General features: G+C 67.5%; 24 protein-coding genes. 11 read left to right on the forward strand and 13 right to left on the reverse strand.

From position 1 onward, the window contains the following. The first annotated feature begins 63 nt into the window (after nt 1–63). Complete coding sequence (locus EWE75_RS16670) at nt 64–387, forward strand: metalloregulator ArsR/SmtB family transcription factor (protein ID WP_130159237.1); 324 nt, start codon at nt 64–66, stop codon at nt 385–387. A 68-nt stretch (nt 388–455) separates the two neighbouring features. Then, nucleotides 456–890, forward strand: a complete 435-nt coding sequence (locus EWE75_RS16675) for an MAPEG family protein (protein WP_231708408.1) — start codon at nt 456–458, stop codon at nt 888–890. Between the two features lie 10 nt (nt 891–900). Here the strand turns inward: EWE75_RS16675 and EWE75_RS16680 are convergent, their stop codons facing one another. Next, nucleotides 901–1560, reverse strand: coding sequence for an MBL fold metallo-hydrolase (locus EWE75_RS16680; RefSeq protein WP_130159238.1), 660 nt, complete (start codon nt 1558–1560; stop codon nt 901–903). A gap of 86 nt (nt 1561–1646) precedes the next feature. Between EWE75_RS16680 and pabB the strand changes: the two genes are divergently transcribed. The 3 genes from pabB to clpS all read left to right on the forward strand — a co-directional run bounded on the left by pabB (nt 1647) and on the right by clpS (nt 5102). Continuing rightward, nucleotides 1647–3422 carry an aminodeoxychorismate synthase component I gene (gene pabB, locus EWE75_RS16685; protein ID WP_130159239.1) on the forward strand — a complete coding sequence of 592 codons (1776 nt, stop codon included), beginning with the start codon at nt 1647–1649 and terminating at the stop codon, nt 3420–3422. A gap of 33 nt (nt 3423–3455) precedes the next feature. Continuing rightward, on the forward strand, nt 3456–4655 hold the full coding sequence (locus EWE75_RS16690; protein ID WP_130159240.1) for a pyridoxal phosphate-dependent aminotransferase: 1200 nt from the start codon (nt 3456–3458) through the stop codon (nt 4653–4655). A gap of 93 nt (nt 4656–4748) precedes the next feature. Beyond that, on the forward strand, nt 4749–5102 hold the full coding sequence (gene clpS, locus EWE75_RS16695) for an ATP-dependent Clp protease adapter ClpS (protein ID WP_427915792.1): 354 nt from the start codon (nt 4749–4751) through the stop codon (nt 5100–5102). 94 nt (nt 5103–5196) lie between these two features. Here clpS and EWE75_RS16700 read toward each other — a convergent pair whose 3' ends face one another. Further along, nucleotides 5197–5898, reverse strand: a complete 702-nt coding sequence (locus EWE75_RS16700) for a Crp/Fnr family transcriptional regulator (RefSeq protein ID WP_130159280.1) — start codon at nt 5896–5898, stop codon at nt 5197–5199. Between the two features lie 185 nt (nt 5899–6083). Between EWE75_RS16700 and murA the strand changes: the two genes are divergently transcribed. After that, the gene (gene murA, locus EWE75_RS16705; RefSeq protein WP_130159241.1) at nt 6084–7367 is read left to right on the forward strand and encodes a UDP-N-acetylglucosamine 1-carboxyvinyltransferase; all 1284 of its coding nucleotides are present in this window, start codon (nt 6084–6086) and stop codon (nt 7365–7367) included. 343 nt (nt 7368–7710) lie between these two features. Here the strand turns inward: murA and EWE75_RS26075 are convergent, their stop codons facing one another. Then, nucleotides 7711–8538 (reverse strand): phasin family protein, encoded by an 828-nt coding sequence (locus EWE75_RS26075; RefSeq protein ID WP_282432711.1) that lies wholly within the window; start codon nt 8536–8538, stop codon nt 7711–7713. 133 nt (nt 8539–8671) lie between these two features. Continuing rightward, entirely contained in the window at nt 8672–10399 is a 1728-nt protein-coding gene (locus EWE75_RS16715; RefSeq protein WP_130159282.1) for a PHA/PHB synthase family protein, read from the reverse strand. Nucleotides 10400–10538: 139 nt separating this feature from the next. On the opposite strand from EWE75_RS16715, the gene EWE75_RS16720 reads away from it, so the two are divergent. The 4 genes from EWE75_RS16720 to EWE75_RS16735 all read left to right on the forward strand — a co-directional run bounded on the left by EWE75_RS16720 (nt 10539) and on the right by EWE75_RS16735 (nt 16093). After that, a complete protein-coding gene (locus tag EWE75_RS16720; protein WP_130159242.1) occupies nt 10539–11744 on the forward strand; it encodes an LL-diaminopimelate aminotransferase in 1206 nt (401 codons plus the stop codon). A 58-nt stretch (nt 11745–11802) separates the two neighbouring features. Then, a complete protein-coding gene (locus tag EWE75_RS16725) occupies nt 11803–13578 on the forward strand; it encodes a sensor domain-containing diguanylate cyclase (RefSeq protein ID WP_130159243.1) in 1776 nt (591 codons plus the stop codon). A 134-nt stretch (nt 13579–13712) separates the two neighbouring features. Further along, nucleotides 13713–14555 (forward strand): response regulator, encoded by an 843-nt coding sequence (locus tag EWE75_RS16730; protein ID WP_231708410.1) that lies wholly within the window; start codon nt 13713–13715, stop codon nt 14553–14555. Next, nucleotides 14552–16093, forward strand: a complete 1542-nt coding sequence (locus EWE75_RS16735) for a sensor histidine kinase (protein WP_130159244.1) — start codon at nt 14552–14554, stop codon at nt 16091–16093. Before EWE75_RS16730 ends, EWE75_RS16735 begins: the two co-directional genes overlap by 4 nt. Nucleotides 16094–16422: 329 nt before the next feature. On the opposite strand, the gene EWE75_RS16740 is transcribed toward EWE75_RS16735, so the two are convergent. From EWE75_RS16740 to EWE75_RS16780, 9 genes are all read right to left on the reverse strand, one after another. After that, the gene (locus tag EWE75_RS16740; protein WP_130159245.1) at nt 16423–17208 is read right to left on the reverse strand and encodes a 3-hydroxybutyrate dehydrogenase; all 786 of its coding nucleotides are present in this window, start codon (nt 17206–17208) and stop codon (nt 16423–16425) included. Between the two features lie 25 nt (nt 17209–17233). Beyond that, nucleotides 17234–18391 (reverse strand): patatin-like phospholipase family protein, encoded by a 1158-nt coding sequence (locus EWE75_RS16745; RefSeq protein ID WP_130159246.1) that lies wholly within the window; start codon nt 18389–18391, stop codon nt 17234–17236. A 72-nt stretch (nt 18392–18463) separates the two neighbouring features. After that, nucleotides 18464–19669, reverse strand: coding sequence for a murein hydrolase activator EnvC family protein (locus tag EWE75_RS16750; RefSeq protein WP_427915793.1), 1206 nt, complete (start codon nt 19667–19669; stop codon nt 18464–18466). Further along, nucleotides 19666–20088 (reverse strand): 23S rRNA (pseudouridine(1915)-N(3))-methyltransferase RlmH, encoded by a 423-nt coding sequence (locus tag EWE75_RS16755; protein WP_130159248.1) that lies wholly within the window; start codon nt 20086–20088, stop codon nt 19666–19668. The genes EWE75_RS16750 and EWE75_RS16755 overlap by 4 nt, the downstream gene beginning before the upstream one ends. Before the next feature lie 109 nt (nt 20089–20197). Next, entirely contained in the window at nt 20198–20608 is a 411-nt protein-coding gene (gene rsfS / locus EWE75_RS16760) for a ribosome silencing factor (protein ID WP_130159249.1), read from the reverse strand. An 8-nt stretch (nt 20609–20616) separates the two neighbouring features. Next, nucleotides 20617–21258, reverse strand: a complete 642-nt coding sequence (locus EWE75_RS16765) for a nicotinate-nucleotide adenylyltransferase (RefSeq protein WP_130159250.1) — start codon at nt 21256–21258, stop codon at nt 20617–20619. Next, nucleotides 21255–21551 (reverse strand): type II toxin-antitoxin system RelE/ParE family toxin, encoded by a 297-nt coding sequence (locus EWE75_RS16770; protein ID WP_130159251.1) that lies wholly within the window; start codon nt 21549–21551, stop codon nt 21255–21257. The genes EWE75_RS16765 and EWE75_RS16770 overlap by 4 nt, the downstream gene beginning before the upstream one ends. Then, nucleotides 21539–21802, reverse strand: a complete 264-nt coding sequence (locus tag EWE75_RS16775) for a CopG family ribbon-helix-helix protein (RefSeq protein ID WP_130159252.1) — start codon at nt 21800–21802, stop codon at nt 21539–21541. Before EWE75_RS16775 ends, EWE75_RS16770 begins: the two co-directional genes overlap by 13 nt. A 31-nt stretch (nt 21803–21833) precedes the next feature. Then, entirely contained in the window at nt 21834–23099 is a 1266-nt protein-coding gene (locus tag EWE75_RS16780) for a glutamate-5-semialdehyde dehydrogenase (protein WP_130159253.1), read from the reverse strand. An 81-nt stretch (nt 23100–23180) separates the two neighbouring features. Here EWE75_RS16780 and EWE75_RS16785 point away from each other — a divergent pair, with 81 nt between their 5' ends. Beyond that, on the forward strand, nt 23181–24236 hold the full coding sequence (locus tag EWE75_RS16785; RefSeq protein WP_130159254.1) for a DUF3667 domain-containing protein: 1056 nt from the start codon (nt 23181–23183) through the stop codon (nt 24234–24236). The last annotated feature ends 27 nt before the right edge of the window (nt 24237–24263 follow it).

A 24263-nucleotide genomic window follows, 5' to 3' on the forward strand; every position in this document is an offset into this window, starting at 1 on the left:
GTGATAGCTTAATTACTGAATACATATCTAGTAAGTGATTAGGCAATAGCTTAAATACGATCCATGCAGCGAATCTTCGAAGCCCTGGCCTCCGCCGTCCGGCGAAAAATCCTCGCCTATCTGTCCAACGCGGAAATGACCGCCGGAGAGATCGCCGCGCGTTTCGAGATTTCGAAACCCGCAGTTTCCCAACACCTTACGATCCTGGAAAATGCGGGTCTCGTCGCAAGCGAGAAGCGCGGCCAATATGTCCACTACAGACTCATTGAGGATAATCTCGCGAACACGTTGAACGGCTACCTTCAGGAGGTCTGCCCGGTAGCGCGTCCGATCAAGGCGGAAAGCGCACGCAAGCGACTCGAGCGGGATCACAATAGCGACGCGTGAGGCGCGCGTGCGTTGCAAGCCACCGAACACGGTGGCACAGCGCCGGCCTCTCATGAAAGGTTCGAATTGTGGCGCCTGTCCTGCTGCCGATCACGCTCACCGCCGTCGGTGGGGCGGGTATCATCAACTTCTGGCTGGCGGTTCGCACCGGGCTGATCCGGCGCCAGAGCGGTGTCGGGATCGGTGACGGCGGCAATGTGCCGCTGATCCGCCGGATGCGCGCGCACGCCAATTTCGTCGAATATGCGCCGTTCGTACTGCTGTTGATCGCGCTGATCGAAGTGTCGATCGGCAGCCCGGTGTGGCTGTGGGCAGTGAGTTCGGTGTTCCTGATCGCGCGAATCGCGCATGCGCTCGGCATGGACGGGATGCCGGGCGGTCGCGAGGGCGGCACGTTCGTGACCTTCGCGGTGCTGCTCGGGCTGTCGGTGTATGCGGTGGCGTTGCCGTTCACCGGCGGCTTCGGACACGCGGCGACGGAGACGGTGATTCGGGTGCGGTGAAGCGCCCGCGCTAGGCCGCCAGCGCCGCATCGCTCACATAGGGGTTGCTGGCGCGTTCCTGGGCGAAAGTGCTCATCTCGTTATGGCCGGGGATGAACGCAGTCTCGTCGCCGAGCGGCCACAGCTTGGTAACGATCGCGTCAAGCAGATCCTGGTGATTGCCCATCGGGAAATCGGTGCGGCCGATCGAGCCGGCGAACAGCACGTCGCCGACGATCGCCAGTTTCGAGGGCGCGTGGTGGAACACGACATGGCCGGGCGTGTGGCCGGGGCAGTGATATACGTCGAGCGTGAGGTTGCCGACGGTCACCGTGTCGCCCTCAGCCAGCCAGCGATCAGGCTCGAACGGGGTGCCGGGCACGCCGTAATTGCGGCCATCATCGGCGAGGCGGGCGATCCAGAAGCGGTCCGCCTCGTGCGGCCCTTCGATCGGCACGCCGAGTTCCTGTGCGAACGGCGCGGCGGACCCGCAATGGTCGATATGGCCGTGGGTGACGAGGATCTTCTCGACCGTAACCCCGTGCTGCGCCGCCGCCGCGCGCAATTTGGGCAGGTCGCCACCGGGATCGACGAACGCGCCGCGCATCGTTTCGGTACACCAGAACAGGGTGCAATTCTGCTGGAGCGGCGTGACCGGGACGATCGTCGCGCGGAGAGGGGGATTGGCCATAGCGCGGCAGATAGAAGCCTTGGGAAAAGCGAACAAGAGCCGGGGCTTGCCCATGAGGGCATAACCGCTGCATCTGTGGGCGGGATATGCTGCCGCTTGACGCCCCTTTCGTCCTCCTCGACGACGCTAGCGATGCCGGCGGGGGCGCGCGGCTGTATCGTGACCCGGTGCGGATCGTGGTGGCGCATCGTGTCGCCGAGGTCTGGCCGGCGCTGGAGGCGGTGCGGGCGGGCCAGCGCGACGGGCTGCATGCCGCCGGCTATCTCGCCTATGAGGCGGCGGCGGCGTTCGAGCCGGTGCTGGGCGTGCCGTCCGAGACGGATACGCCGTTGCTGTGGTTCGGGCTGTTCGAACGCTGGGACGATGTCGCCGACGTGGCCGCGTTGCTGCCCGATCCGGCGGGGGCGTGGATCGGCGCGCCGGTGCCGGCGATCGGTTTCGCCGACTATGCAGCGCGGTTCGACCGGGTGCGCGAGTGGATCGTGGCGGGCGATATTTATCAGGCCAACCTCACCTACCCCGCGACCGTGCCGGTGCAGGGCGACCGCCGCGCGGTGTACGCGCAACTGCGCGGGCGCGCGAAGGGCGGGTTCGGCGCGCTGGTGAACGACGGTGCGCGCTGGCTGCTGTCGCTGTCGCCCGAATCGTTCTTTGCGCTGTCGGGGCGCGATCTGCGCTGCCGGCCGATGAAAGGCACCGCGCGGCGTGGCGCGACGCGCGGCGAGGACGATTCGCTCGCCGCAGGCCTCGCCGCCGATCCCAAGCAGCGCGCCGAAAATTTGATGATCGTCGATCTGATGCGCAATGATCTCGCCCGCGTCGCCGTGGCCGGCAGTGTCGCGGTGCCCGATCTGTTCACGGTCGAACGCTATCCGACGCTCCACCAGCTCGTATCGACCGTCACCGCCGAGCTTGCCGAAGGGCGCGACGCGGTCGACGTGCTGGCGGCGCTGTTCCCGTGCGGATCGATCACCGGCGCGCCCAAGCTGCGTGCGATGGCGGTGATCGGCGACGTCGAACAGGCGCGCCGCGATGTCTATACCGGCGCGATCGGGCGGATCGACGCGGATGGCGACGCCGCGTTCAACGTCGCGATCCGCACGCTGACGCTGGCGGATGGCGCGGAGACCGCCACGTTCGGGGTGGGCGGCGGCATCGTCGCCGATTCACGCGTGGGCGACGAATGGGCGGAGACTCGCACCAAGAGCTCGTTCGTCGCCACGCCCGGCCCCGGTTTCGACCTGATCGAGACGATGAAGTTCGAGTCCCTGACCGGGGTGGCGCAGCTCGAACGCCATCTCGCGCGGTTGCGGGCGAGCGCCGCCGCGTTCGGCTTCGCGTTCGATCACCATAATGCGCGCAACGAGCTTCAGGCGGCGACCTTCCGCTTGCGCGAACCGCGCCGGCTGCGGCTGCTGCTTGCGAAGAGCGGCGCGATCGCGATCGAGGTGTCGCCGCTGCCGCCCATGCCGAGCGGGCCGGTGCCGGTCGCGATCGTGCCGCTGCCGGTCGACCGCCACGATTTCCGGCTGCGCCACAAGACCACCGATCGCGGCTTCTACGACCAGGCCCGCGCCGCATCGGGCGCATTCGAAGTGGTGTTCGCCGATCCTTCCGGCGCGCTGACCGAGGGGAGTTTCACCACGCTGTTCGCCCCGCGCGGCGGCGTGCTGGTGACGCCACCGCTGGCACGCGGGCTGCTGCCCGGCGTGCTGCGCAAGACGCTGATCGCCGAGGGCAAGGCGATCGAGGGCGAACTGACCGCCGCCGATCTCGCGGGCGGCTTCTTCATCGGCAACGCGCTGCGCGGGCTGATTCCGGCGGTCGTAACGGTTGCGAAAGGCGCAAAGGCGGGTCTATAGCCGCGCCGCTTTCCCTATAGAGGCGTCTTTCTCATGCACCCATCCGCCGCGCTCGCTCGCATCAAGCCCTCGCCCACGCTCGCGATCACCACGCGCGTGCAGGAACTGAAGCGCGCCGGCGTCGATGTGATCGGTCTGGGCGCCGGTGAACCCGATTTCGACACGCCGGATTTCATCAAGGAAGCCGGCATCAAGGCGATCCGCGACGGGCAGACCAAATATACCAACGTCGATGGCACGCCCGAGCTGAAGGACGCGATCGCGCAGAAATATTTGCGCGACAACGGCCTGACCTACACGCGCGACCAGATCAGCGTGAATTCGGGCGGCAAGCACACCCTGTTCAACGCGATGGTGGCGACGCTCGACGCGGGCGACGAGGTGGTGATTCCGGCGCCCTATTGGGTGAGCTACCCCGATGTCGTGCTGTTCGCGGGCGGCACGCCGGTGTTCGTGGCGGCGGGCGCCGACCAGAATTACAAGATCACCCCGGCACAGCTCGACGCGGCGATCACGCCGAAGACCAAGTGGGTGATCCTCAACTCGCCGTCGAACCCGACCGGCGCCGCCTATAGCGAGGCCGAGCTGAAGGCGCTGGGCGCGGTGCTGGAGGCGCATCCGCATGTGTGGATCTTCGCCGACGACATGTACGAGCATATCCTGTTCGACGATTTCAAGTTCACCACGATCGCGCAGGTCTGCCCGTCGCTGTACGAGCGCACGCTGACCGCCAACGGCTGTTCGAAGGCCTATGCGATGACCGGCTGGCGGATCGGCTTCGCCGGCGGCGCGCCGTGGCTGATCAAGGCGATGTCGAAGCTGCAATCGCAATCGACCAGCAACCCGTGCTCGATCGCGCAGGCCGCGTCTGTCGCCGCCCTGAGCGGCGACCAGGGTTTCCTCAAGGACAATTCCGCGCTGTTCCAGCGCCGCCGCGATCTGGTCGTGGGGATGCTCAATCAGGCGGAGGGCATCACCTGCCCGCTACCCGAGGGCGCGTTCTATGTGTATCCCGAGATCTCGGGCCTGATCGGCAAGAGCACGCCCGGCGGCAAGCGGATCGAGACCGATGAGGATTTCGTCGGCTATCTGCTCGACGATGCCAAGGTCGCGGCGGTGCAGGGCGCGGCGTTCGGACTCTCGCCGGCGATGCGGATCAGCTACGCCACCAGCGACGAACTGCTGATCAAGGCGTGCACGCGGATTCAGGAGGCGTGCGCGGCGTTGCGCTGACCGTTCGCCGAACGGTTGGGGGTAGTAAAAAAGGGGTTGGCCATCACGACCCCCTTGCCCTTCCCCCGCGCGATGCCATATTTTCGCTTCGCCATGATCGACACACCCACACCCACGACGATGGCCGAGCATACGAACGGCGATGACGATGGCACCGGCCTCGGTGTCGCGACTCGCACGCGTGCCCGCACCAAACAGCCGACGCCTTACCGCGTCCTGCTACTCAACGACGATTACACGCCGATGGAGTTCGTCGTGCTCGTGCTCCAGCGCTTCTTCCGCATGGACATGGAGGCAGCGACTCGGGTGATGCTCCACGTCCACCAGAAGGGCGTCGGGGTGTGCGGCATCTTCAGCTTCGAGGTGGCCGAGACCAAGGTCGCGCAGGTGACCGAGTTCGCGCGGCAGAACCAGCATCCGCTGCAATGCATGCTGGAGAAGGCGTAGTCTCTTGCCTTGACCGTTCGTGCCGAGCGAAGTCGAGGCACCTGCGTTCTGTGGCGGTCCCTCGACTTCGCTCGGGACGAACGGCTTTGCGCCCCTATCCCCGCGACTCGGGCAGCCAGCCGAGATCGAGCTTTTCATAGCGATCGACGAAGTTCGACGAGCGCGCCAGCGCGCGTTCGTCGCGGAAGCGGACCCGGCCGGCCTCGCGCGCGATCAGCCCTTCGTCTTCCAACTGGCGCAGCATGCGGTTGACGTGGACGGCGGTGAGGCCGGTGGCGTCGCCGATCTCCTCCTGGGTAAGCCCAAGTACGAAACTGTCGCCGACGCTCTTGTCGAGCATCCGCGCGCGGTTGCGCATCTCGATCAGGATCGCCGCCACGCGCGCCTTGGCGGAGGTGCGGCCGAGCGCCGCCAGCCGGTCGGTCAGCGCGGCCCGCTCGATCTGGTTGTAGACCAGGATCAGCGCGGCGAGGCGCGGATGCGCGACCAAGAGCGCGCTGAGCGCGGCACGTTCGAACGGTGCGACGGTGCAGTCGGACAGAGCGGTGATCGTCTCGGGCGCGTTGTCGTAGATAAGGTTGGAGACGGCGAGCAGATCGCCCGCCGAATGGATTCGCAGGATCTGCCGGCTGCCGTCATCGAGCAACACCGAACTCATCATCCGCCCGGACCGCAGCACGAACATTTCGCCGACCCGGTCGTTCTCGCGTTGCAGCGTGACACCACGGCGCAGGTGGCGTTCGCGTTGCTCCAGATGCTCTAGCGCACGATATTCCATATCCGTCAGCACGACCATCTCGTTGAGACGGTCGGCGAAACAACTGCCAGGCACCCGTAACATTCCCCCACTGGTCCGCCACCCAAAGCAGTGCAGGAAAATCAGTGCATTAAAGTCGATCAAGGGTGTCTCGAACCCGACACATTCCGCTTCTGGTCGTGCGGCCGGCTTGCGTGGAACACGCGAGGCGATATGAGCGGTGGATGGATCGCATCATCATTCGCGGCGGCAAGCGCCTGTCTGGCCGTCTCCCCATTTCCGGTGCCAAGAACGCCGCGCTCACGCTCATGCCGTGCGCGCTGCTGACCGAGGAACCGCTGACGCTGCGCAACCTGCCGCGGCTCGCCGATGTCGACAGCTTCGGGCATCTGCTCAACCAGCTCGGCGCTTCGACCCAGATCGAAGGCGCGCGGCCCGAGGATTTCGGCCGGGTGATGACGATCCGCGCGGGCAAGCTGACCTCAACGGAAGCCCCTTACGATATCGTGCGGAAAATGCGTGCGTCGATCCTCGTGCTGGGGCCGCTGGTCGGCCGCGCGGGCGAGGCGACGGTATCGCTGCCCGGCGGCTGCGCGATCGGCAACCGGCCGATCGACCTGCACCTCAAGGCGCTGGAGGCGCTCGGCGCGGAGATCGAGCTCGCGGCGGGCTATGTGAAGGCGTCCGCGCCGGGCGGACGGCTGGCGGGCGGCGATTACGTCTTCCCGATCGTCTCGGTCGGCGCGACCGAGAATGCGGTGATGGCGGCGACGACCGCGCGCGGCGTCTCGCGGATCGGCAATGCCGCGCGCGAACCGGAGATCGTCGATCTGTGCAATTGCCTGGTGGCGATGGGCGCGAAGATCACCGGCATCGGCACCGAGACGCTTGAGATCACCGGCGTCGAGCGGCTGCACGGCGCGACCTATGCGGTGATGCCCGACCGGATCGAGGCGGGCAGCTATGCGTGCGCGGCGGCGATCACCGGCGGCACGCTCGATCTGGTCGGCGTCGTGGCCGAGGACATGCGCGCGACGATCACCGCGCTGGTCGCCGCCGGCGTGACGGTGGAGGAGCGCGGCAACATCCTGCACGTCGCCGCGCCCGAGCGGCTCCAGCCGCTGACGCTGTCGACCGCGCCCTTCCCCGGCTTCGCCACCGACATGCAGGCGCAGTTCATGGCGATGCTGACGCTCGCCGACGGCGCGAGCGTGCTGACCGAGACGATCTTCGAGAATCGCTACATGCATGTGCCCGAGCTGGCGCGAATGGGCGCCGACATCCATGTCTCGGGCCGCACCGCCGTCGTGCGCGGCGTGCCCAAGCTGGTCGGCGCGCCGGTGATGGCGACCGACCTGCGCGCGTCGATGAGCCTGATCCTCGCCGGACTTGCGGCGGAGGGCGAGACTCAGGTCGCGCGCGTGTATCACCTCGATCGCGGGTATGAGCGGCTCGAGGAAAAGCTGAGCGCGGTCGGCGCGGATATCGAGCGCGCTGGCGACGGTTGAGCGGGTTGCGTTCTAACGCGGCCTACGGCGCCCGGTAGAAAGAACGCGCCCTCGCCCACCGTTCTCCCGCGAAAGCGGGAGTCCAGGGCCACACGCGTTACGTTCGCTGCTCTGGACTCCCGCTTTCGCGGGAGAACGGCTTGCTTTGAACGGTCCGTTTTAACGTAAAGACCGTTCGTGCCGAGCGAAGTCGATGCACCAGCGCTGTGGGCTGCCCCTCGACTTCGCACGGGACGAACGGGTGCGGCGAGCGGGTGCGGGATTCACCATCCCTTCACGCCGACGCACGAAAAAGGGGCCACCCTCGCGGGCAGCCCCTTTCGTATCTTCGGAACGCTGGCGATTACGCTGCGATCTTGGCCTTTTCGGCGGCGAGCGCGACGCGGTTCGACAGCGGCTGGGCGACTTCGCCGGCCAGCTTGAGCATCGCTTCGGTGTGCTTCGACGATTCGGCGACGAGCGAGTCGAACGACTGGCGGAAATAGTCGCTCTGCAGCTTGAACAGCTCGGTCGGCGACTTCACCGATGCGAAGCTCTTCATCATCGCGGTCGCGCCTTCGAACTGCTTGCGCGTGTAGTCGGCAGCTTCCTGACCGAACGATTCGAGGCCCTTGGCCGCGATCTTGCTCGATTCGACGACGGCTTCGATGTTGCCCTTGCCGAATGCGTTGATCTCTTCGAACATCTTGGTGCTCTTCTCGAAAGCGGCCTTGGCGCGCTCATTGGCATCGCCGAACAGAGCCTGGGTCTTGGTGGTGGCGTCCTGAATCGTGGCTTCCATGGTGTTTTCCTTGTGCGAGATCGCCGCGGAAGACAGTTCCGGGGCTGGGGGCTGCTGGGTAGAAACAAGAGGCTCCGGCGCAGCGACGGGTTCGGGTGCGGCGGCGACCGGTTCCGGCGCCGGCGTGATTTTCGGCTCTACCGCCGCCGGGACTACCGGCACGGCAATGGTCGGTGCCGGTTCGGCGGCCTTGGCGGCGACCGGTTTGGGCAGCATCGGCGCTGGCAGCTTGGCCTTGGGCGCGGGTTTCGACGCGACCGGCTTGAGCGGCTTCGCAGCAACGACCGGCTTGGCCGCTATCGGCGCGGCGGCCGCGACCGGGGGCTTCGGCATGGCCGGCGTGTTCGGCCCCTTGCCGCGCGGTGCGGGCTTGGGAATATCACCGGCCATATCATTGTCTCCTGCCGTATTGCTGCAATGCAATATAGGCAAGTCGAGCAAAGATCGCAAGAAGTTTGTTGCAGTGCAACATACTTGTCATGCTGCAATGCTGGTGATGACAACACCGGCACTGCGCGGCGTTTTACCTTTCGCGCACGTAACGACCGGGCGCGTCGTCCAGCGCCTTTGCCGTTCCCGCACCCGGTTTGCGCGGCCCCGTGGCGCGCACGGTCGTGGTATCTAGCGCACGCAGCCACGCGGCCCAATCCGGCCACCAGCTACCCTTGGTTTCGTGAGCAGCGGCGAGGAAATCGTCGAGCGTGCCGTTTGGTTCCGCGTCGCTCCAATATTGGTATTTGTTCGCATCCGGGTGATTGACCACGCCGGCGATATGCCCCGAGCCGGCCAGCACGAACCGCATCGGCCCCTTGAGATGCTCGGTCATCTTCCACACGCTTTCCGCAGGCGCGATATGATCCTCGCGCCCCGCCTGCACATAGGTGGGCGTCTCGACCAGGCCGAGGTCGATCGGCGTGCCGTCCACGCTCAGCGCGCCGGGCTTGGCGAGCAGATTGTCGCGGTACAGATCGGTCAGATAGCTCATGTGCCATTTCGCCGGCAGGTTGGTGGTGTCGCCGTTCCAGTGGAGCAGATCGAACGGCGCATAATCATTGCCGAGCAGATAATTGTTGGTGACGTAGTTCCAGATCAGGTCGCGCCCGCGCAGCAGGTTGAAGGTCGCCGCCATGTAGCGCCCGTCGAGATAGCCGTCGGGGGTCAGTTCCTTGAACATCGCGAGCTGGGTATCGTCGACGAAGTGGAGCAGTTCGCCGGCATTGGCGAAATCGACTTGGGCTGTGAAGAAGGTCGCGCTCGCCACCATGTCGGCCTTGCCGCGCGCCGCCAGCAGCGCGAGTGTCGCCGCCAGCGTGGTGCCTGCCACGCAGTAACCGATCGCATGGACTCGCTCGACCTTGAGCGTGGCGCGGATCGCCTCGACCGCGTCGATCTGCGCGGCGACGTAATCGTCCCACACGACATCCTTGAAGCTCGCGTCGGCCGATTTCCACGACACCATGAACACGGTGATGCCCTGATCGACCGCCCAGCGCACGAAGCTCTTCTCGGGCGTGAGATCGAGGATGTAGAAGCGGTTGATCCACGGCGGGAAGATCACGACCGGCGTCTTGAGCACGTTGGGGGTGGTCGGCGCGTATTGGATCAGTTCGTAAAGCGGCGTGCGGTGGATCACCTTGCCGGGGGTAACGGCGAGGTTGCGGCCAAGCTCGAACGCGCCCGGCGCGACCTGAGTCATCTGCCCCTTCGAGATGTCGGCGAGCATGTTCTGCAAGCCCTTGACGAGATTCTCGCCGCGCGTCTCGATCGTCTTTTCCAGCACCTGCGGGTTGGTGGTGGGGAAGTTGCTCGGACTCATCGCGTCGATGAAGGCGCGCGTGGCGAAGCGGAGCTGATCCTTCTGCTTGCCCTCGACGCCCTCGATCGAATCGACCGCCCGCAGCATATGATCCGAGATCAGGAAATAGCTCTGGCGTATCCAGTCGAACACCGGGTTCTCGTGCCAGCGCGAATCGCGGAAGCGGCGGTCGGCGGTCCGTTCGGGGCTTTGCGCCGGCCCTGACGCGGCGGGATCGAGCAGATGCTGCCACAAAGCGATGCTGTCGCGCCAGAAATCCTGCGCCCGCGTCACGGTCGCGGCATCGGTGACGCCGGGAATCACCGGCATCGCGCTGCTCTCCGCCGGCTTCATCGCGGCGAGGCCATGTTCGAGCGCGAGCTGCTGCAAGCGGCCGAGGATCAGCGTCCAGTGCTGCATGTCCTCGAGGCTGGGCAAGCCGAAGCCCGCACCCATAGGAGAAGCGCCGGGCTTTGGCTGGGTGTCGGTCTCGCTCACGCGCGTTCTCCTTCGCCCTTGGCGGGTTTTGCTTTCGCCGGCGGCTGTTCGAGTTCTATAAGCGTGCCGTCGCGCCTTTGCGACCTTGGGAAATCCTGTGTCCGACGAATTCTACCGCATGAAGCGCCTGCCGCCCTATATCATCGCCGAAGTGAACGCGATGCGGGCCGAAGCGCGCGCCGGCGGCGAGGACATCATCGATCTCGGCATGGGCAATCCTGATCTGCCGCCGCCGCCGCACGTCATCGAGAAACTGTGCGAAGTGGCGAGCAAGCCGGGTGCGCATGGCTATTCGCAGTCGAAGGGCATTCCGGGCCTGCGCCGCGCGCAGGCGAATTATTACGGGCGCCGCTTCGGCGTCGAGGTCGATCCCGAGACCGAGGTGGTCGTGACGATGGGATCGAAGGAGGGGCTCGCCAGCCTCGCCACCGCGATCACCGCACCGGGCGACGTCGTGCTCGCACCCAACCCGAGCTATCCGATCCACACCTTCGGCTTCATCATCGCCGGCGCGACGATCCGCGCGGTGCCGACCACGCCCGACGAGCATTATTTCGAGAGCCTCGACCGCGCGATCGCCTTCACGGTGCCGCGTCCGTCGATCCTCGTCGTCAACTATCCGTCGAACCCGACCGCCGAGACGGTCGACCTCGCTTTTTACGAGCGGCTGGTGGCGTGGGCGAAGGAGAACCACGTCTGGATCATCTCCGACCTCGCCTATTCGGAACTCTACTACGACGGCAAGCCGACCGTCTCGATCCTTCAGGTCAAGGGCGCGAAGGACATTGCGATCGAGTTCACCTCGCTCAGCAAGACCTATTCGATGGCGGGCTGGCGGATCGGCTTCGCGGTCGGCAACGCCAAGCTGATCGCGGCGATGACGCGGGTGAAGTCCTACCTCGATTACGGCGCGTTCACGCCGATCCAGGCGGCGGCGTGCGCGGCGCTCAACGGCCCGCAGGATATCGTCGCGGCCAATCGCGCGCTGTACCATAAGCGCCGCGACGTGCTGGTCGAGAGCTTCGGGCGCGCCGGCTGGGACATCCCCGCCCCGCCCGCAAGCATGTTCGCCTGGGCGCCGCTGCCGCCCGCGCTCAAGCATCTCGGCAGCCTCGAATTCTCCAAGCAATTGCTGACCCACGCCAAGGTCGCGGTCGCGCCCGGCGTCGGCTACGGCGAAAATGGCGAGGGTTTCGTCCGCATCGCGCTGGTCGAGAACGAGCAACGGCTGCGCCAGGCGGCGCGCAACGTGAAGCGCTATCTGCAAAGCATGGGCGTCAACACGCCCGCCCGCACTGGCTAAGGCAAGGGCGCTCGCGATTCCCGATCACACGTCAAGGCGCGTGTGTTATAAAGCACTTATGGGCTTTCGGGATCGGTTGCGCGCTGGGGGGACGACCGTCATCTGGACGTTCGTCTTCTATGCGGTGCTGACTGCGGCGGCGATGCTGCTGACGCGGCGCAGTCATGGCATCGTGCTGATCTGGCTCGCCAACGGACCGCTGCTCGCGGTGTTGTGCAAGACCCCGACGCGGCGCTGGTTGCCGCTGTTGGCAGCGGCGTCGCTCGGCATGATGGGGTCTGTCTTCGCGATGGTCGGCTTCCGCCCGATCGTGATCCCGGTCGCGCTGATCGATGTCGGCGAGGCGGTGGTCGCGGCGGCCTTGCTGCGGCACTGGCGGGTGTGCGGCACGCTGTTCCGCTCGATCGGCACGGTGCCGGTGTTCGTCGCCGCCTGCTTCGTCGCGGCGCTGCTGAGCGGCCTGCCCGGCGCCGCGCTGGCGGCGGGAACGCTGCACCTCGCTTTCCCGCCGATCCTGGCGGATTGGGTGGTCGGCCACGGCCTCGGGCTGCTGCTCGGCACCCCGCTCGCGCTGGTGGCGCGGCGCGACGAGGGCGGCTGGGCGGAGCTTGCCCGGCCGGGTCGCGCGTGGGCGGCGGCGGGGCTCGCGGTGCTCGTCGCGCTGACCGCGTTCGCCACGTTCTGGCAGAGTGCGCTGCCGCTGCTGTTCCTGCCCTTCCTTCCGGTCGTGATCGCCAGCTTCGCGTTCCAGCGCGTCGGCGCCGCCGTCAGCGTGGTGATCGTCGCGGTGATCGGCGGCGGCTTGACGCGTTTCGGGCATGGGCCGGTCATGCTGGTGGAAGGCGACGCGGCGCTGCATCTGCAGTTCTTCCATTTTTACCTCGCCACGTTGTTCATCACCGCGCTGCCGATTGCCGCAGCACTGGTGCAGCGCGAGACGCTGATGCGGGCGCTCGCCGAGAACGAGGCGCGCTACCGGCTGCTCGCCGACAACGCCACCGACATCATATTGACCTTCGATCCCGACGGCACGATCCGCTTCATCTCGCCAGCGGTGCGCGAGATCGCCTTGTACGAACCCGAGGCGCTGATCGGCACCAACATATCCGAGCTGATCTACCGGGAGGACCGCGCGCGCGTGCGCGCGATCTACCAGGCCGGCCTCACCACCCCCGAGCGCAGTTATGCCTTCGAGTTTCGCGCGATCAAGGCCGACGGGACGGTGAGCTGGTTCGAAGGCAACAGCCGCATCGTGATCGACGCGAGCGGCCGCCCAGGCGCGATCGTGTGCATCCTGCGCGATCTCGAGGGCCGCAAGCAGCGCGAAGCCGCGCTGGAACACGCCGCCGCGACCGACCCGCTGACCGGGCTGCTCAACCGCACCGCGTTTCGCAGCCGGGTCGAGGAGCGGCTGCTTGGCGAGGACCAGCCCGGCACGCTCGCGCTGGTCGATCTCGATTATTTCAAGATGGTCAACGACGTGTACGGCCATGCCACCGGCGATACCGCGCTGCTCGTGCTGGCCGACCTGCTGCGCGCCAATCTGCGCGCCGACGATGCGGTCGGGCGGATCGGCGGCGAGGAGTTCGCGATCCTGTTCGCCGGGCGCGGCACGGCGGCGGCGGTGGCGATCTGCGACCGGCTGCGCGACATGCTCGCGCAAACGATGATTCCGGCACCGCACGACAGTTTCTCGATCACCATGAGCGCAGGGGTGATGCCGCTGCGCCGCGACCTTTCGGTGGATGCGCTGTTCAGCCGCGCCGACGACGCGTTGTACCGCGCGAAGGCGCTCGGGCGGAACCGCACCGAGCGGGCGGTGGGTTCGGGCTGAAGCGTCGCCCCGGCGGCGAGACGCGTGCCAAAAGCCCTTGCTTGTTCTCCCGCGCACGCAGGAGTCCAGAGTCCCAAGAGCCGTACATCGGGGTTTTGCTTGGCTCTGGATTCCCGCTTTCGCGGGAAAACACCATGAAATGCGCCTTCGATGGCTTTCGCAAAGATCCCGCCATCGGGGGCGTCGATTCGGATCTGCACGGTTTCTCCATACGCGCCGGACCATCGCTCGACGCGGGCGCGGCATCAGCGTGGTTGACCGCCACCGCCCGGACCCCGATCATGCAGCATATGACCCGCCACATCCTCGTCGTCGACGATGATCCGCATATCCGCGACTTGCTGAGCTTCGCGCTCGGCAAGGCGGGGATGACCGCCGAGGAAGCCGCCGATGGCGAGGCGGCGCTGGTGGCGATCGCGCGGCGGCTGCCCGATCTGGTGGTGCTCGACATCACCATGCCGCGGCTCGACGGCCTGGAGCTGTGCCGCCGACTGCGCGCTGGGCCGCCAGACCATGCCGCGCTGCCGATCCTGTTCCTGTCCTCGCGCGACGACGAGATCGACCGGATCGTCGGCATCGAGATCGGCGGTGACGATTATGTCGTCAAGCCGTTCAGCCCGCGCGAGGTGGTGGCGCGGGTCGGCGCGATCCTCAAGCGCGGCGTGCCGCCGGTGCCGACCCCGGCGCGGATCGCGCATGGGCGGCTGTCGCTCGACCCCGAGGGGTGGGAGGCGCGCTGGGACGGTACGCCGGTCGGGCTGACCGCGACCGAGTTCGAGCTGCTCGCGTTGCTCGCAGCGATGCCGGGGCGCGTGTTCAGCCGCGACCGAATCATCGACCGGCTGCACGGCCCCGGCTTCGCGATCACCGACCGCACGATCGACAGCCATGTCCGCAACGTGCGCGCCAAATTCCCGGCGGGCGCGGACCTGATCGAGACGCGTGCCGGCATCGGCTACCGGATCGGCGGCTGTTGATCGCAGCGATCAAGCACGTCGCCAAGCGCCACTGGCCGGCGCTGCGCATCCGCACGATCCTGTTCGGTACATTGCTGTTCGTGGCGGCGCTGCCCGGCGTCGCCGCGCTGTTCCTGCGCGTGTACGAGAACACCATCGTCCAGCAGACCGAGGCCGAGTTGATCGCGCAGGGTGCGGTGCTCGGCGCGGCGTACAAGGCGGCGTGGGCGGCGGGGGCCGCAGATCCCGCTCCGCGCCGGCTGGCGCCCGAGCCGCCGCGGATCGATTTGCGGACGATGGCGGTGCTGCCGCCGCAGCGGATCGCGCGAGAACGGTTCGCGGTCGACCGCCAAGCGGCGCGGGCCGCGCGCGCGGTCCTGCCGGTCGCGAGCGATGCGGCGGCGGTGACGCTGACCGCGACCCGACTGCTCGACGCGCGGGGCGTGGTCGTGCTCGGGCGAAGCGACGTGGGCCGGCGCTATGCGGCGCTGCCCGAGGTTCGCGCCGCGCTCGCCGGCCGCGCGGTCACGGTGCTGCGCGCGCGCGGGCAGGCACGCTGGCTGGCGGTGCTGAGCCAGGCTTATGCGATCCGCGTGCATCACGCGCGGCCGGTGCTGTTCGGCGGGCGCGTGATCGGCGTGGTGCTGCTGTCGCGCACCCCGCGCGGGCTGTTCGTCGGCATCTATCAGGATGCGGCGGCGATCCTGATCGGCATCGCACTGATCCTCTCGACGCTGATCGTGCTGGCCGGGCTGCTGTCGCGCGGCATCGCGCGGCCGATCGACCAGCTTGCGCGCGCGAGCGAAGGTGTGGCGCTCGGGCATGTCGAGATGCCCGAGACGCCGGTCACCGCCGCGATCGAGATCGCGCAGCTTTACGACGCATTCCGCAGCATGGCGGCGCGGATCGAGCGGCGTTCGCGCTATCTGCGCGATTTCGCGGCGGCGGTGAGCCACGAGTTCAAGACGCCGATCGCAGGGATTCGCGGTGCGATCGAACTGCTCGACGAGCATGGCGGCACGATGGCGCCCGACGAGCGCGCGCGCTTCCTCGCCAACGCCGCCGCCGATGCCGAGCGGTTGCAACGGCTGGTCCAGCGGCTGCTCGATCTCGCGCGCGCGGATATGGTGACGATCAATGCCGGGGCGACCGCCGATGTCGTCGCGGCGGCGCGGCGGGTGGCGGATTCGTTCCGCTCGGGCGGGTTCGTGGTGACGATCGCGGGCGTGGACAGCGCGGTGGCGCGGATCACGCCCGAGGTGATCGAGACGTTGCTGGAGACGCTGCTGGAGAACAGCCGTCAGGCTGGCGCGGCTGCGGTGACGATCGGCATCGCGGTGAGCGACGCGGTGCGGATCACGGTTGCGGACGACGGCCCCGGTATCGCGCCGGCGGATCGCGAACGGATTTTCGAGCCGTTCTTCACCGGGCGGCGCGAGGCGGGCGGCACCGGCCTGGGGCTGGCCATCGCCCGCTCACTGCTGGCGGCGAGCGGGGGGACGATTTCGGTGGTGGCGGGGGATCGGGGTGCGTGTTTTGAGGTGGTGCTCATGCGGTGATGGCCGCACACTGACTACAACCACCACCGTTCGCACTGAGCTTGTCGAAGTGCGTGCCCGGAGCGCGGCGCTTGGGGCACGTGCTTCGACAAGCTCAGCACGAACGGTTTTTGGGTTCGGAGCCCAGACCTTATCCGTTCGTGCTGAGTAGAGATCGAGTAGGGCCAAAGGCCCGTATCGAGAGCTCGTATCGAAGCACAGGTTCCGCGCGGGGCCTGCCCTTCGATACGCGTCCCTTCGACTGCCTGCCTGCGGCAGTCGCTCAGGACAGGCTTCGACTTCGCTCAGCCGCTACTCAGGACGAACGGAGTTTATAGCCGGATAAAACCTCAGGCCGCCGTCCAGCCGCCGTCGACCGACAGATTCGCGCCGGTGATCGACTTGGCTTCATCCCGGCACAGATACAGCGCGAGTGCGGCGACCTGTTCGACCGTCACGAACTCCTTGGTCGGCTGCGCGTCGAGGAGGACGTCGTTCATCACCTGCTCGCGCGTCATGTTGCGCGCCGCCATCGTGTCGGGGATCTGCTTTTCGACCAGCGGGGTCCAGACATAGCCGGGCGAGATCGCGTTGACGGTGATGCCGAACGTCGCCGTCTCCAGCGCGATCGTCTTGGTGAGGCCGGCGAGGCCGTGCTTGGCGGTGACATAGGCCGACTTCGCCGGGCTGGCGACGAGTGAGTGTGCCGACGCGGTCGAGATGATCCGCCCCCATTTCGCCGCCTTCATCAGCGGCACCGCCGCGCGCATCATGTGGAAGGCGGAGGACAGGTTGATCGCGATGATCGCGTCCCATTTCTCGACCGGGAAATCCTCGATCGGGGCGACGAACTGGATGCCGGCGTTGTTGACGATGATGTCCGGCCCGCCCAGCTCGGCGTGGCAGCGCTGCACCATCGCGGCGATCTCGTCGGGCTTGGTCATGTCGGCGGCATCGTAGAGCGCCTTGGCGCCGCTCGTCGCCTCAAGCGCGGCGCGTTCCTTCTCGATGTCGGCGGCGTCGCCGAAGCCGTTGATGACGACGCTGGCGCCCTCGCTCGCGAACGCCTTGGCATAGGCGAGGCCGATGCCCGAGGTGGAACCGGTGACGATCGCGCTTTTGCCCTTGAGGAACATGCGGTTTTCTCCGTTTGGGTAGGGATCAGGGGTTGGATGGATCGACCGTGAGGTCGAACGCCGCGCTCTTGCCGGTCTCGATATTCTCGGCGACGAGGCGGGCGTTGGCCATCGTCTCGTGAACGGCTTCGAGGCCGGCGCGCCAATGCTCCTCCATCGTGCGTGCCGAGAATTCGTAATCGCGCGACCCACCTTCCCACGCATTGGCGCGGTAGATGAGCTGGACGAGATTGACCGCATCCTCGCGTGAGCGGTCGGCGAGGGCGATCACATCCGGGTCTTTCGCGAACTCGGCGGGCAGCTTGGCGAGCACCTTGCGCGCGAGTTCGCGGTCCTTGCGGATGCGCAGCAGGATATCGGAGACCTGACGGGTGCGGCTGGAGAAGCGGATTTCCTTCTCGCGCGCCATCACGTCCATGATCGTGCGCGGGCGGTCGGCGACCGAGGAGAACAGATCGACCTGGAAGGCGAGCAGATCGGTGGTCTGGTTGTCGAGCACATGGCTGAGCGGCGTGTTCGAGACAAGGCCACCGTCCCACCACAATCGCCCGTCGATCTCGACCGGGGGAAGCCCCGGCGGCAGCGCGCCCGAGGCCATGATGTGGCGCGCGTCGATCCGGTCGGTGGTGGTGTCGAAATAGCGGAAATTGCCGCTTTCGAGATCGACCGCGCCGACCGACAGCCGCACCGGGCCGGTGTTGAGCAAATCCCAGTCGATCAGCGAATCGAGCGTCGTGGCGAGCTGACGGCTGTCATAGAAGCTGAGCGCCTCGGGCGTGCCGGGCACCGCGAACATCGGCGAGACGATGCGCGGCGTGAAGAAGCCGGGCACGCCCGCCGCCAGCACGAAATTGGCCGACCATTCGTGCAAGGCTTCGCGAATATGGTCGTTGGGGAAGATCGGAAAGCTCGGCAGCGCGCTGGTCAGCCGGTTCCAGAAGGCGTGGAGCGCTTCGACGCGCCGTTCGGGCGGGTTGCCCGCGACGAGGGCTGCGTTGATCGCGCCGATCGAGATGCCCGCGACCCAGTCGATTTCGATGCCGCTCGCCGCCAGCCCCTCGATCACGCCGGCCTGATAGCTGCCGAGCGCACCGCCGCCCTGAAGCACCAGCGCGACCGTATCGGGCAAAGGGAGCGCCTTGGCATGGCGTTTGGGACGCTTGTGAGGTTCGCTGTCGGCCATGCCGGGAGACATGGGCCGGGGCGGCGTGACGATCAACGACAGTTTGATGAAAAGGGCGTCATGCCGGGCAGGCTATCCGATCAACGGGACCATATCGACGGCACGGTCGCGGCGGCGCAGTTCGACCGTGACACGGGGATCATCGCTGTTGGCGGCTGTGCCGATTGCCGCGCCTTGCGCGACCTGTGCGCCGACCGCGACCGAGGTAGCGCCGAGGCCGGAGACGAGGGTCGTCCAGCCGCCGCCATGATCGAGGATGACGATCGTGCCGTAGCTGCGGAAGCGCCCGGCATAGGCGACCTTGCCGGCAGCCGGCGCGACCACCGGCGCGTCGGGTGCGGTCGCGATGGTGAGCCCGCGCGAGCGCACCCCGGCGTCGGAGAGTTCGCCCAAGCCCGTCACCACCCTGCCCGCGACCGGCAGCGCGTAGGGCGGCGACGCGGCGGGCCAGACCGGCGGGCCGAGCGTCGAGGCGACTTCGCCGGCGCGCGGCGGGCGCGGCAGCGGGCCGGGCAAGGTGGCGAGGCTGGCGCGAGTCGCGGTCTCGTCGCCTTGTCTGTTCATCAGATCGACGATGTCGCGCGCACGCTCGCCGAGCGCGATCGCGCGGTCCGATTCGAACAAGGCGTCGCGGCCGAGCGCCTGCGATTTGAGGCGGTGTTCGGCCTCCAAACGGGTGAGCGCGAGCCGCTGGGTTTCGAGCCGGGTGCGGCTCTCGGCGAGCGCGGTCGCGGCGAGCGTGGCGCTGGCCTGCAAGGCGCGAGTGCGGTCGAGATCGGTGCGCAGCGCGGCGGTGCGGGCGCGGACCACCGGCATGGCGCTCGCCAGCACCGCGCGGACATGGACGAGATCATCGACCGAGCCGGGCTGGACCAGGCTGATCATCGCCGGTCGCCTGGCGAGCGACTGGAGCGCCGCGATCAGCCGCGCGATCGGCCCCTGCTGGCCGGCGAGCCGCGCGCGCTGATCGGCAAGCAGCCGCGCCGTGATCGCGCCGCGCGCCTGCCCGGCGGCGATATCCGCCTCGGCCTGCTGGACGCGCGCCGCCACCGCCGCCTCCTGCGCGCGCGCCTGCGTGGCCTGATCCTTTTCGCGCGCCGCCGCCGCCTCCAGCGCCGCCGAGCGCGCGGCGGCGGCGGCAGACTGCGCCTTGGCGGCTTCGAGCCGGCGGATTTGATCGGCGGGGGCGGCACCGTCTGGGGTGACCTGTGCGACGGCAACTGCGGCGATCAGCGTCGCCGCGCCCGCGCTCGCCAGGGTCCACGCCACGCGCATCATCCCTCGCGGTGATAGGGGTGGTTGGCGAGGATGCTGGTCGCGCGCCACAATTGCTCGGCGAGCATCGCGCGGGCGAGCAGATGCGGCCAGGTCGCGCGGCCGAACGAGAGCAGCAGATCGGCCTGCTTGCGTTGCGCGTCGTCGAAGCCGTCGGCGGCGCCGATCAGGAAGCGGGTCTCACGCACGCCGCCGTCCCGCCATGTCTCCAGCCGCCCCGCGAAATCGCGCGAGCCGAGCATCTCGCCGGTCTCGTCGAGCATGACGATTCGCGTGGCCGGATCGAGCGCGGGCATCTTGCCGCCGGTATCGGGAAGTTCGGTGATCCGCGTCGGCCAGCCGATCCGCTTCAGATAGCGATCGACCAGCTCGCTCTCAGGCCCGCGCCCGATCCGCCCGCGCGCGACGATGTGGAGGAGCATTTCAGGGCCTCAATTTTAAACCCGTTCTCTCGCGCAAGCGGGAGTCCAGAGTCGCGGGCGCGGCGCGTGTGGCTCTGCCCCCCGCTTCCGCGGGGGAACAGGTGAGGGATCAGGCCTCGGCGGCGGCGCCGCCGGGCAGTGGCGGCGGGGTAGGCGCGTCACCGAACGCCCACATGCGCTCGAGGTTGTAGAAGCTGCGCACTTCGGGGCGGAACAGGTGGACGATCACGTCGCCCGCGTCGATCAGCACCCAATCGGCGGTGGGCAGTCCCTCGATCCGCGCGATCCGGCCGAGTTCGGCCTTGATCTTCTCGACCAGCTTCTGCGCCATCGACGCGACCTGCCGAGTCGAGCGGCCGCTCGCGATCACCATATGATCGGCGATGGTCGACTTGCCGGCGAGCGGGATCGAGATGGTGTCGACCGCCTGATCGTCATCGAGCGAGGCGAGGACGAGCTTGTGCAGCGCCTCGACCTCATCGGGTTCGGACGCGCGATAGGATGGGGAAGCTGAAGCCAAGATGGTTCCTAAGAAGTGTGGGAGGTCGGGGTTAGCCCCGGTGTTTCAGGCCCGGAAGATTCGGCAAAACGAAGCTGCCAGCCGGGATCGGCTGCACGCAGCCGGGTCGCCGAGGTCGGGTCGAGACGGAAGCGCAACAGCACGAGTGCCGGCAATCTCCACTTCGTCCAGCGTTTTGCCTGGCGTGCGGGCCGGATGGAGCGACGCAGCCAACCCATCGCGGGGGCCGCGTGAGCATGCCTGTCATAGCCCGGTCTGGCGATAACTGCAATCGGAACCTCACGCGCGATCCGCCGCCAGCCGCGCCACTGGTCGAACTGGGCGAGATTGTCCGATCCCATCAGCCAGATGAAGTCTTTCTTGGGATACAGCCGGACGAGCTTGACGATGGTATCGACGGTGTAGCGCGTGCCGAGCCGCACCTCGAGCGCGCTGACCCGGATCGGCGCATGCCGCGCCGCCACGCGTGCCGAGGCGAGCCGTACCGACAGCGGCGCCATGTCGCCGCTGGCCTCCTTGAGCGGGTTGCCCGGCGATACCAGCCACCACACTTCGTCGAGATCGAGCGCCTCGAGCGCGGCGAGGCTGATCGCGCGATGCCCGTGATGCGCCGGATTGAACGACCCGCCGAGGATGCCGATGCGCTTCACAACTCGCCCTCGATCTGCCCCAGCCAATCTTCCCGACCGTGGCGGATGCGGATGATTTCGACGTCCGTACCGCGAAGCCGATAGATGACGACATAGGGCGTGCCGCGAACACCGAACACACGGAACGGCTCCTGCACGGCGCGGCCGATGCGCGGATAGTCGAGCATACGGCGCCCGACCCGCTGGATCGCGCGGAGCGTATCGCGTGCGGCTTCCGGGTTGCGGTCGGACAGATACGTCTCGATGTCATGAACGTCGCGCCGCGACGCGGGCGACCAGATCAGTCGCGACATCGCGCCTCATGCTTCGCGATCATCGCGTCGAGTTCCGCCATCACGACCTCATTGGCGATCCCCTCGCCACGATCGAGTTCGTCGATGCCCTCCTGAACGAATGCCAGGAACGCGGCCTCGCGCCGCGCGGCTTCGCGAACGGCGAGCGCGACGAACTTCGAACGGCTCTGCCCACGCGAAGCCGTAACGCGATCGATCAAGTCGAGCGTCTCGACATCGATGCGGGTCGTGACAACGGCGCTATTGCTCATGCTTCGAATGTATACATCCGAAGCAGTGTCATCAAGGCCGCACCTGCCCCGTGCCGCGTCCGATCCATTTGTACGTCGTCAGCCCTTCCAGCGCGACCGGGCCGCGTGCGTGGAGGCGGCCGGTGGCGATGCCGATTTCGGCGCCGAGGCCGAATTCGCCGCCGTCGGCGAACTGGGTCGAGGCGTTCCACAGCACGATCGCGCTGTCGACGCCGGCGAGGAAGCGCTCCGCCACGTCCGCGTCCGCCGCGACGATCGCGTCGGTATGGTGCGAGCTGTGCGCGGCGATGTGCGCGAGCGCGCCGTCGAGCCCGTCGACGAACGCCGCCGAGGCGATCGCTTCGAGATATTCGGTGTCCCAATCGGCTTCGCTCGCCGGCACCAGACCGGGGATCAGCGCGTGCAGATCGGCATCGACGCGGACTTCGCAGCCGGTCGCGGCGAGCGCCGCGACCAGCGCCTCGGCGTGGGGATAGGCGCGGTCGATCAGCAAGGTCTCCATCGCGCCGCAGACGCCGGTGCGGCGCATCTTGGCGTTGACGACGATGCTTTCCGCCATCGCCTGATCCGCCGAAGCGTGGACGAAGATGTGGTTGATGCCGTCGAGATGCGCGAGCACCGGCACGCGCGCTTCGGCTTGGACGCGCGCGACGAGGCTCTTGCCGCCGCGCGGCACGATCATGTCGATCAGCCCCTCCGCCGTCAGCATCGCGCCGACCACGGCGCGATCGGTGACGGGGACGAGCTGCGCGGCATCGGCGGGCAGACCGCTTTCGGCGAGGCCGCGCGCGAAGATGGCATGGATCGCGCGGTTGCTCTCGATCGCTTCCGATCCGCCGCGCAGGATGACGGCGTTGCCCGAGGCGATGCAGAGTGCCGCCGCGTCGGCGGTGACGTTCGGGCGGCTTTCGTAAATGATGCCGATCACGCCGATCGGCACACGCACCCGCGACAGGACGAGGCCGTTGGGCCGCTCGGCGGTGTCGATCACGCCACCGACCGGATCGGCGAGCGCTGCGACCGCCGCAACGCCGTCGGCCATGCCGGCGATCCGCTTGGCGTCGAGCCGCAGCCGGTCGAGCATCGCGTTCGACAGCCCGGCCTCGGTCGCGCGTGCCATGTCGGTCGCGTTGGCGGCTTCGATCTCCGCGCTCGCTGCGCGCAACAGATCGGCGATGTGGCGCAAGGCACCCTGCTTCGCAGTCGTCGGCGCGGCGGCGAGCGTGACGGCGGCGGCACGGGCGCGGGCGCCGAGATCGGCGACCAGCCCCTTCGGAATCGATTGATGCTCGGTCATAATGCGCTTTCGCTAACACGATGCAGGCATCCTGCCAAAGCCCTAGCGCAGCGACGCCTCACGATGGTAGCCTGATCCGCGATGAACGGGGGACTCGAAACAGCAGTGCCCGGCACGATCGCGTCGGCGGGCGAGCGTGCCGGCGATGCCCATCATGCGCGTGGGCCATGCCCGAATTGCGGGACGGTGCTGCTCGGCGATTACTGTCACGCATGCGGACAGACGGCGCACCTGCACCGCACGATGTTCTCGCTCTGGCACGACCTACTGCACGGCGCCTTCCATTTCGAAGGGCGGATCTGGCACACGCTGCCACTGCTCTTCACCAGGCCGGGCGAGCTGACGCGGCGCTATATCGCTGGCGAACGGACTCGCTTCGTCTCGCCGCTCGCGCTGTTCCTGTTTTCGGTGTTCCTCACCTTCGCGGTGTTCGAGGCGACCGGCGGAATGTTCGGCCATCACGGCGGGATATCGCGAGACGGCGTGGCGCTGACGGCGCGGCAAGTCGCGGCGGAAACCGACAGCCTGAAGGCGCATGTCGCCAAGCTCAAGGCCGACCGCGCCGCTGCCAGCGCGCGCCACGCCGAAACGCGCGAGATCGACAGGCAGATCGCCACGGCGCAGGAGAACCTTGCGGGCATGCGGGCGGCGAGCGTGATAGCCACGGGCACGCTGGACGGCCCGGCGATTGCCGCCGACGTCCAAACCGGATGGCCGGCCCTCGACGAGCGAGTCGCCGCCGCCGCGCGCAGCCCCGACCTGTTCCTCTACAAGCTGCAGTCGAGCGCCCACAAATTCAGTTGGGCGCTGATCCCGATTTCGGTGCCCTTCATCTGGCTGCTGTTCGCGTTTCGCCGTGATGTCGGGCCTTACGACCATACCGTCTTCGCGATGCTGTCGCTTTCGACGATGCTGCTCGGCATTTGCGCGCTCAGCATCGGCGCGGCGCTCGGCCTGCCGGGCGCGGTGATCGGGGCGGTGCTGGTGTTCGGGCCGCCCTTCCATATGTATCGGCAGCTCAAGAGTGCGTACCGGCTGAGCCGCTTTGGCGCGGTCTGGCGCACCATCGCGCTGGTGATCTCGGCCTATGTCGCAGCGATGCTGTTCTTCGTCCTGCTGATCGGGATTACCGATTGATCGCAAGGGGTTTTACCCGGCATGGAG

The sequence above is a fragment of the Sphingomonas populi genome, assembly GCF_004208535.1.
Taxonomy (GTDB): domain Bacteria; phylum Pseudomonadota; class Alphaproteobacteria; order Sphingomonadales; family Sphingomonadaceae; genus Sphingomonas; species Sphingomonas populi.

Excerpts from the sequence above, each read along its gene's own strand:
- EWE75_RS16690 (WP_130159240.1), top strand. The coding sequence starts at position 3,456 with ATGCACCCATCCGCCGCGCTCGCTCGCATCAAGCCCTCGCCCACGCTC.
- EWE75_RS16740 (WP_130159245.1), bottom strand. The coding sequence starts at position 17,208 with ATGTTCCTCAAGGGCAAAAGCGCGATCGTCACCGGTTCCACCTCGGGC.
- EWE75_RS16730 (WP_231708410.1), top strand. The coding sequence starts at position 13,713 with ATGAAATGCGCCTTCGATGGCTTTCGCAAAGATCCCGCCATCGGGGGC.
- EWE75_RS16670 (WP_130159237.1), top strand. The coding sequence starts at position 64 with ATGCAGCGAATCTTCGAAGCCCTGGCCTCCGCCGTCCGGCGAAAAATC.
- EWE75_RS16725 (WP_130159243.1), top strand. The coding sequence starts at position 11,803 with ATGGGCTTTCGGGATCGGTTGCGCGCTGGGGGGACGACCGTCATCTGG.
- EWE75_RS16700 (WP_130159280.1), bottom strand. The coding sequence starts at position 5,898 with ATGGTCGTGCTGACGGATATGGAATATCGTGCGCTAGAGCATCTGGAG.
- EWE75_RS16750 (WP_427915793.1), bottom strand. The coding sequence starts at position 19,669 with ATGATGCGCGTGGCGTGGACCCTGGCGAGCGCGGGCGCGGCGACGCTG.
- pabB (WP_130159239.1), top strand. The coding sequence starts at position 1,647 with ATGCTGCCGCTTGACGCCCCTTTCGTCCTCCTCGACGACGCTAGCGAT.
- EWE75_RS16715 (WP_130159282.1), bottom strand. The coding sequence starts at position 10,399 with ATGGGTGCGGGCTTCGGCTTGCCCAGCCTCGAGGACATGCAGCACTGG.
- EWE75_RS26075 (WP_282432711.1), bottom strand. The coding sequence starts at position 8,538 with ATGGCCGGTGATATTCCCAAGCCCGCACCGCGCGGCAAGGGGCCGAAC.
- EWE75_RS16680 (WP_130159238.1), bottom strand. The coding sequence starts at position 1,560 with ATGGCCAATCCCCCTCTCCGCGCGACGATCGTCCCGGTCACGCCGCTC.
- EWE75_RS16770 (WP_130159251.1), bottom strand. The coding sequence starts at position 21,551 with ATGTCGCGACTGATCTGGTCGCCCGCGTCGCGGCGCGACGTTCATGAC.
- murA (WP_130159241.1), top strand. The coding sequence starts at position 6,084 with ATGGATCGCATCATCATTCGCGGCGGCAAGCGCCTGTCTGGCCGTCTC.
- EWE75_RS16775 (WP_130159252.1), bottom strand. The coding sequence starts at position 21,802 with ATGAGCAATAGCGCCGTTGTCACGACCCGCATCGATGTCGAGACGCTC.
- EWE75_RS16780 (WP_130159253.1), bottom strand. The coding sequence starts at position 23,099 with ATGACCGAGCATCAATCGATTCCGAAGGGGCTGGTCGCCGATCTCGGC.
- EWE75_RS16755 (WP_130159248.1), bottom strand. The coding sequence starts at position 20,088 with ATGCTCCTCCACATCGTCGCGCGCGGGCGGATCGGGCGCGGGCCTGAG.
- clpS (WP_427915792.1), top strand. The coding sequence starts at position 4,749 with ATGATCGACACACCCACACCCACGACGATGGCCGAGCATACGAACGGC.
- EWE75_RS16785 (WP_130159254.1), top strand. The coding sequence starts at position 23,181 with ATGAACGGGGGACTCGAAACAGCAGTGCCCGGCACGATCGCGTCGGCG.
- EWE75_RS16745 (WP_130159246.1), bottom strand. The coding sequence starts at position 18,391 with ATGGCCGACAGCGAACCTCACAAGCGTCCCAAACGCCATGCCAAGGCG.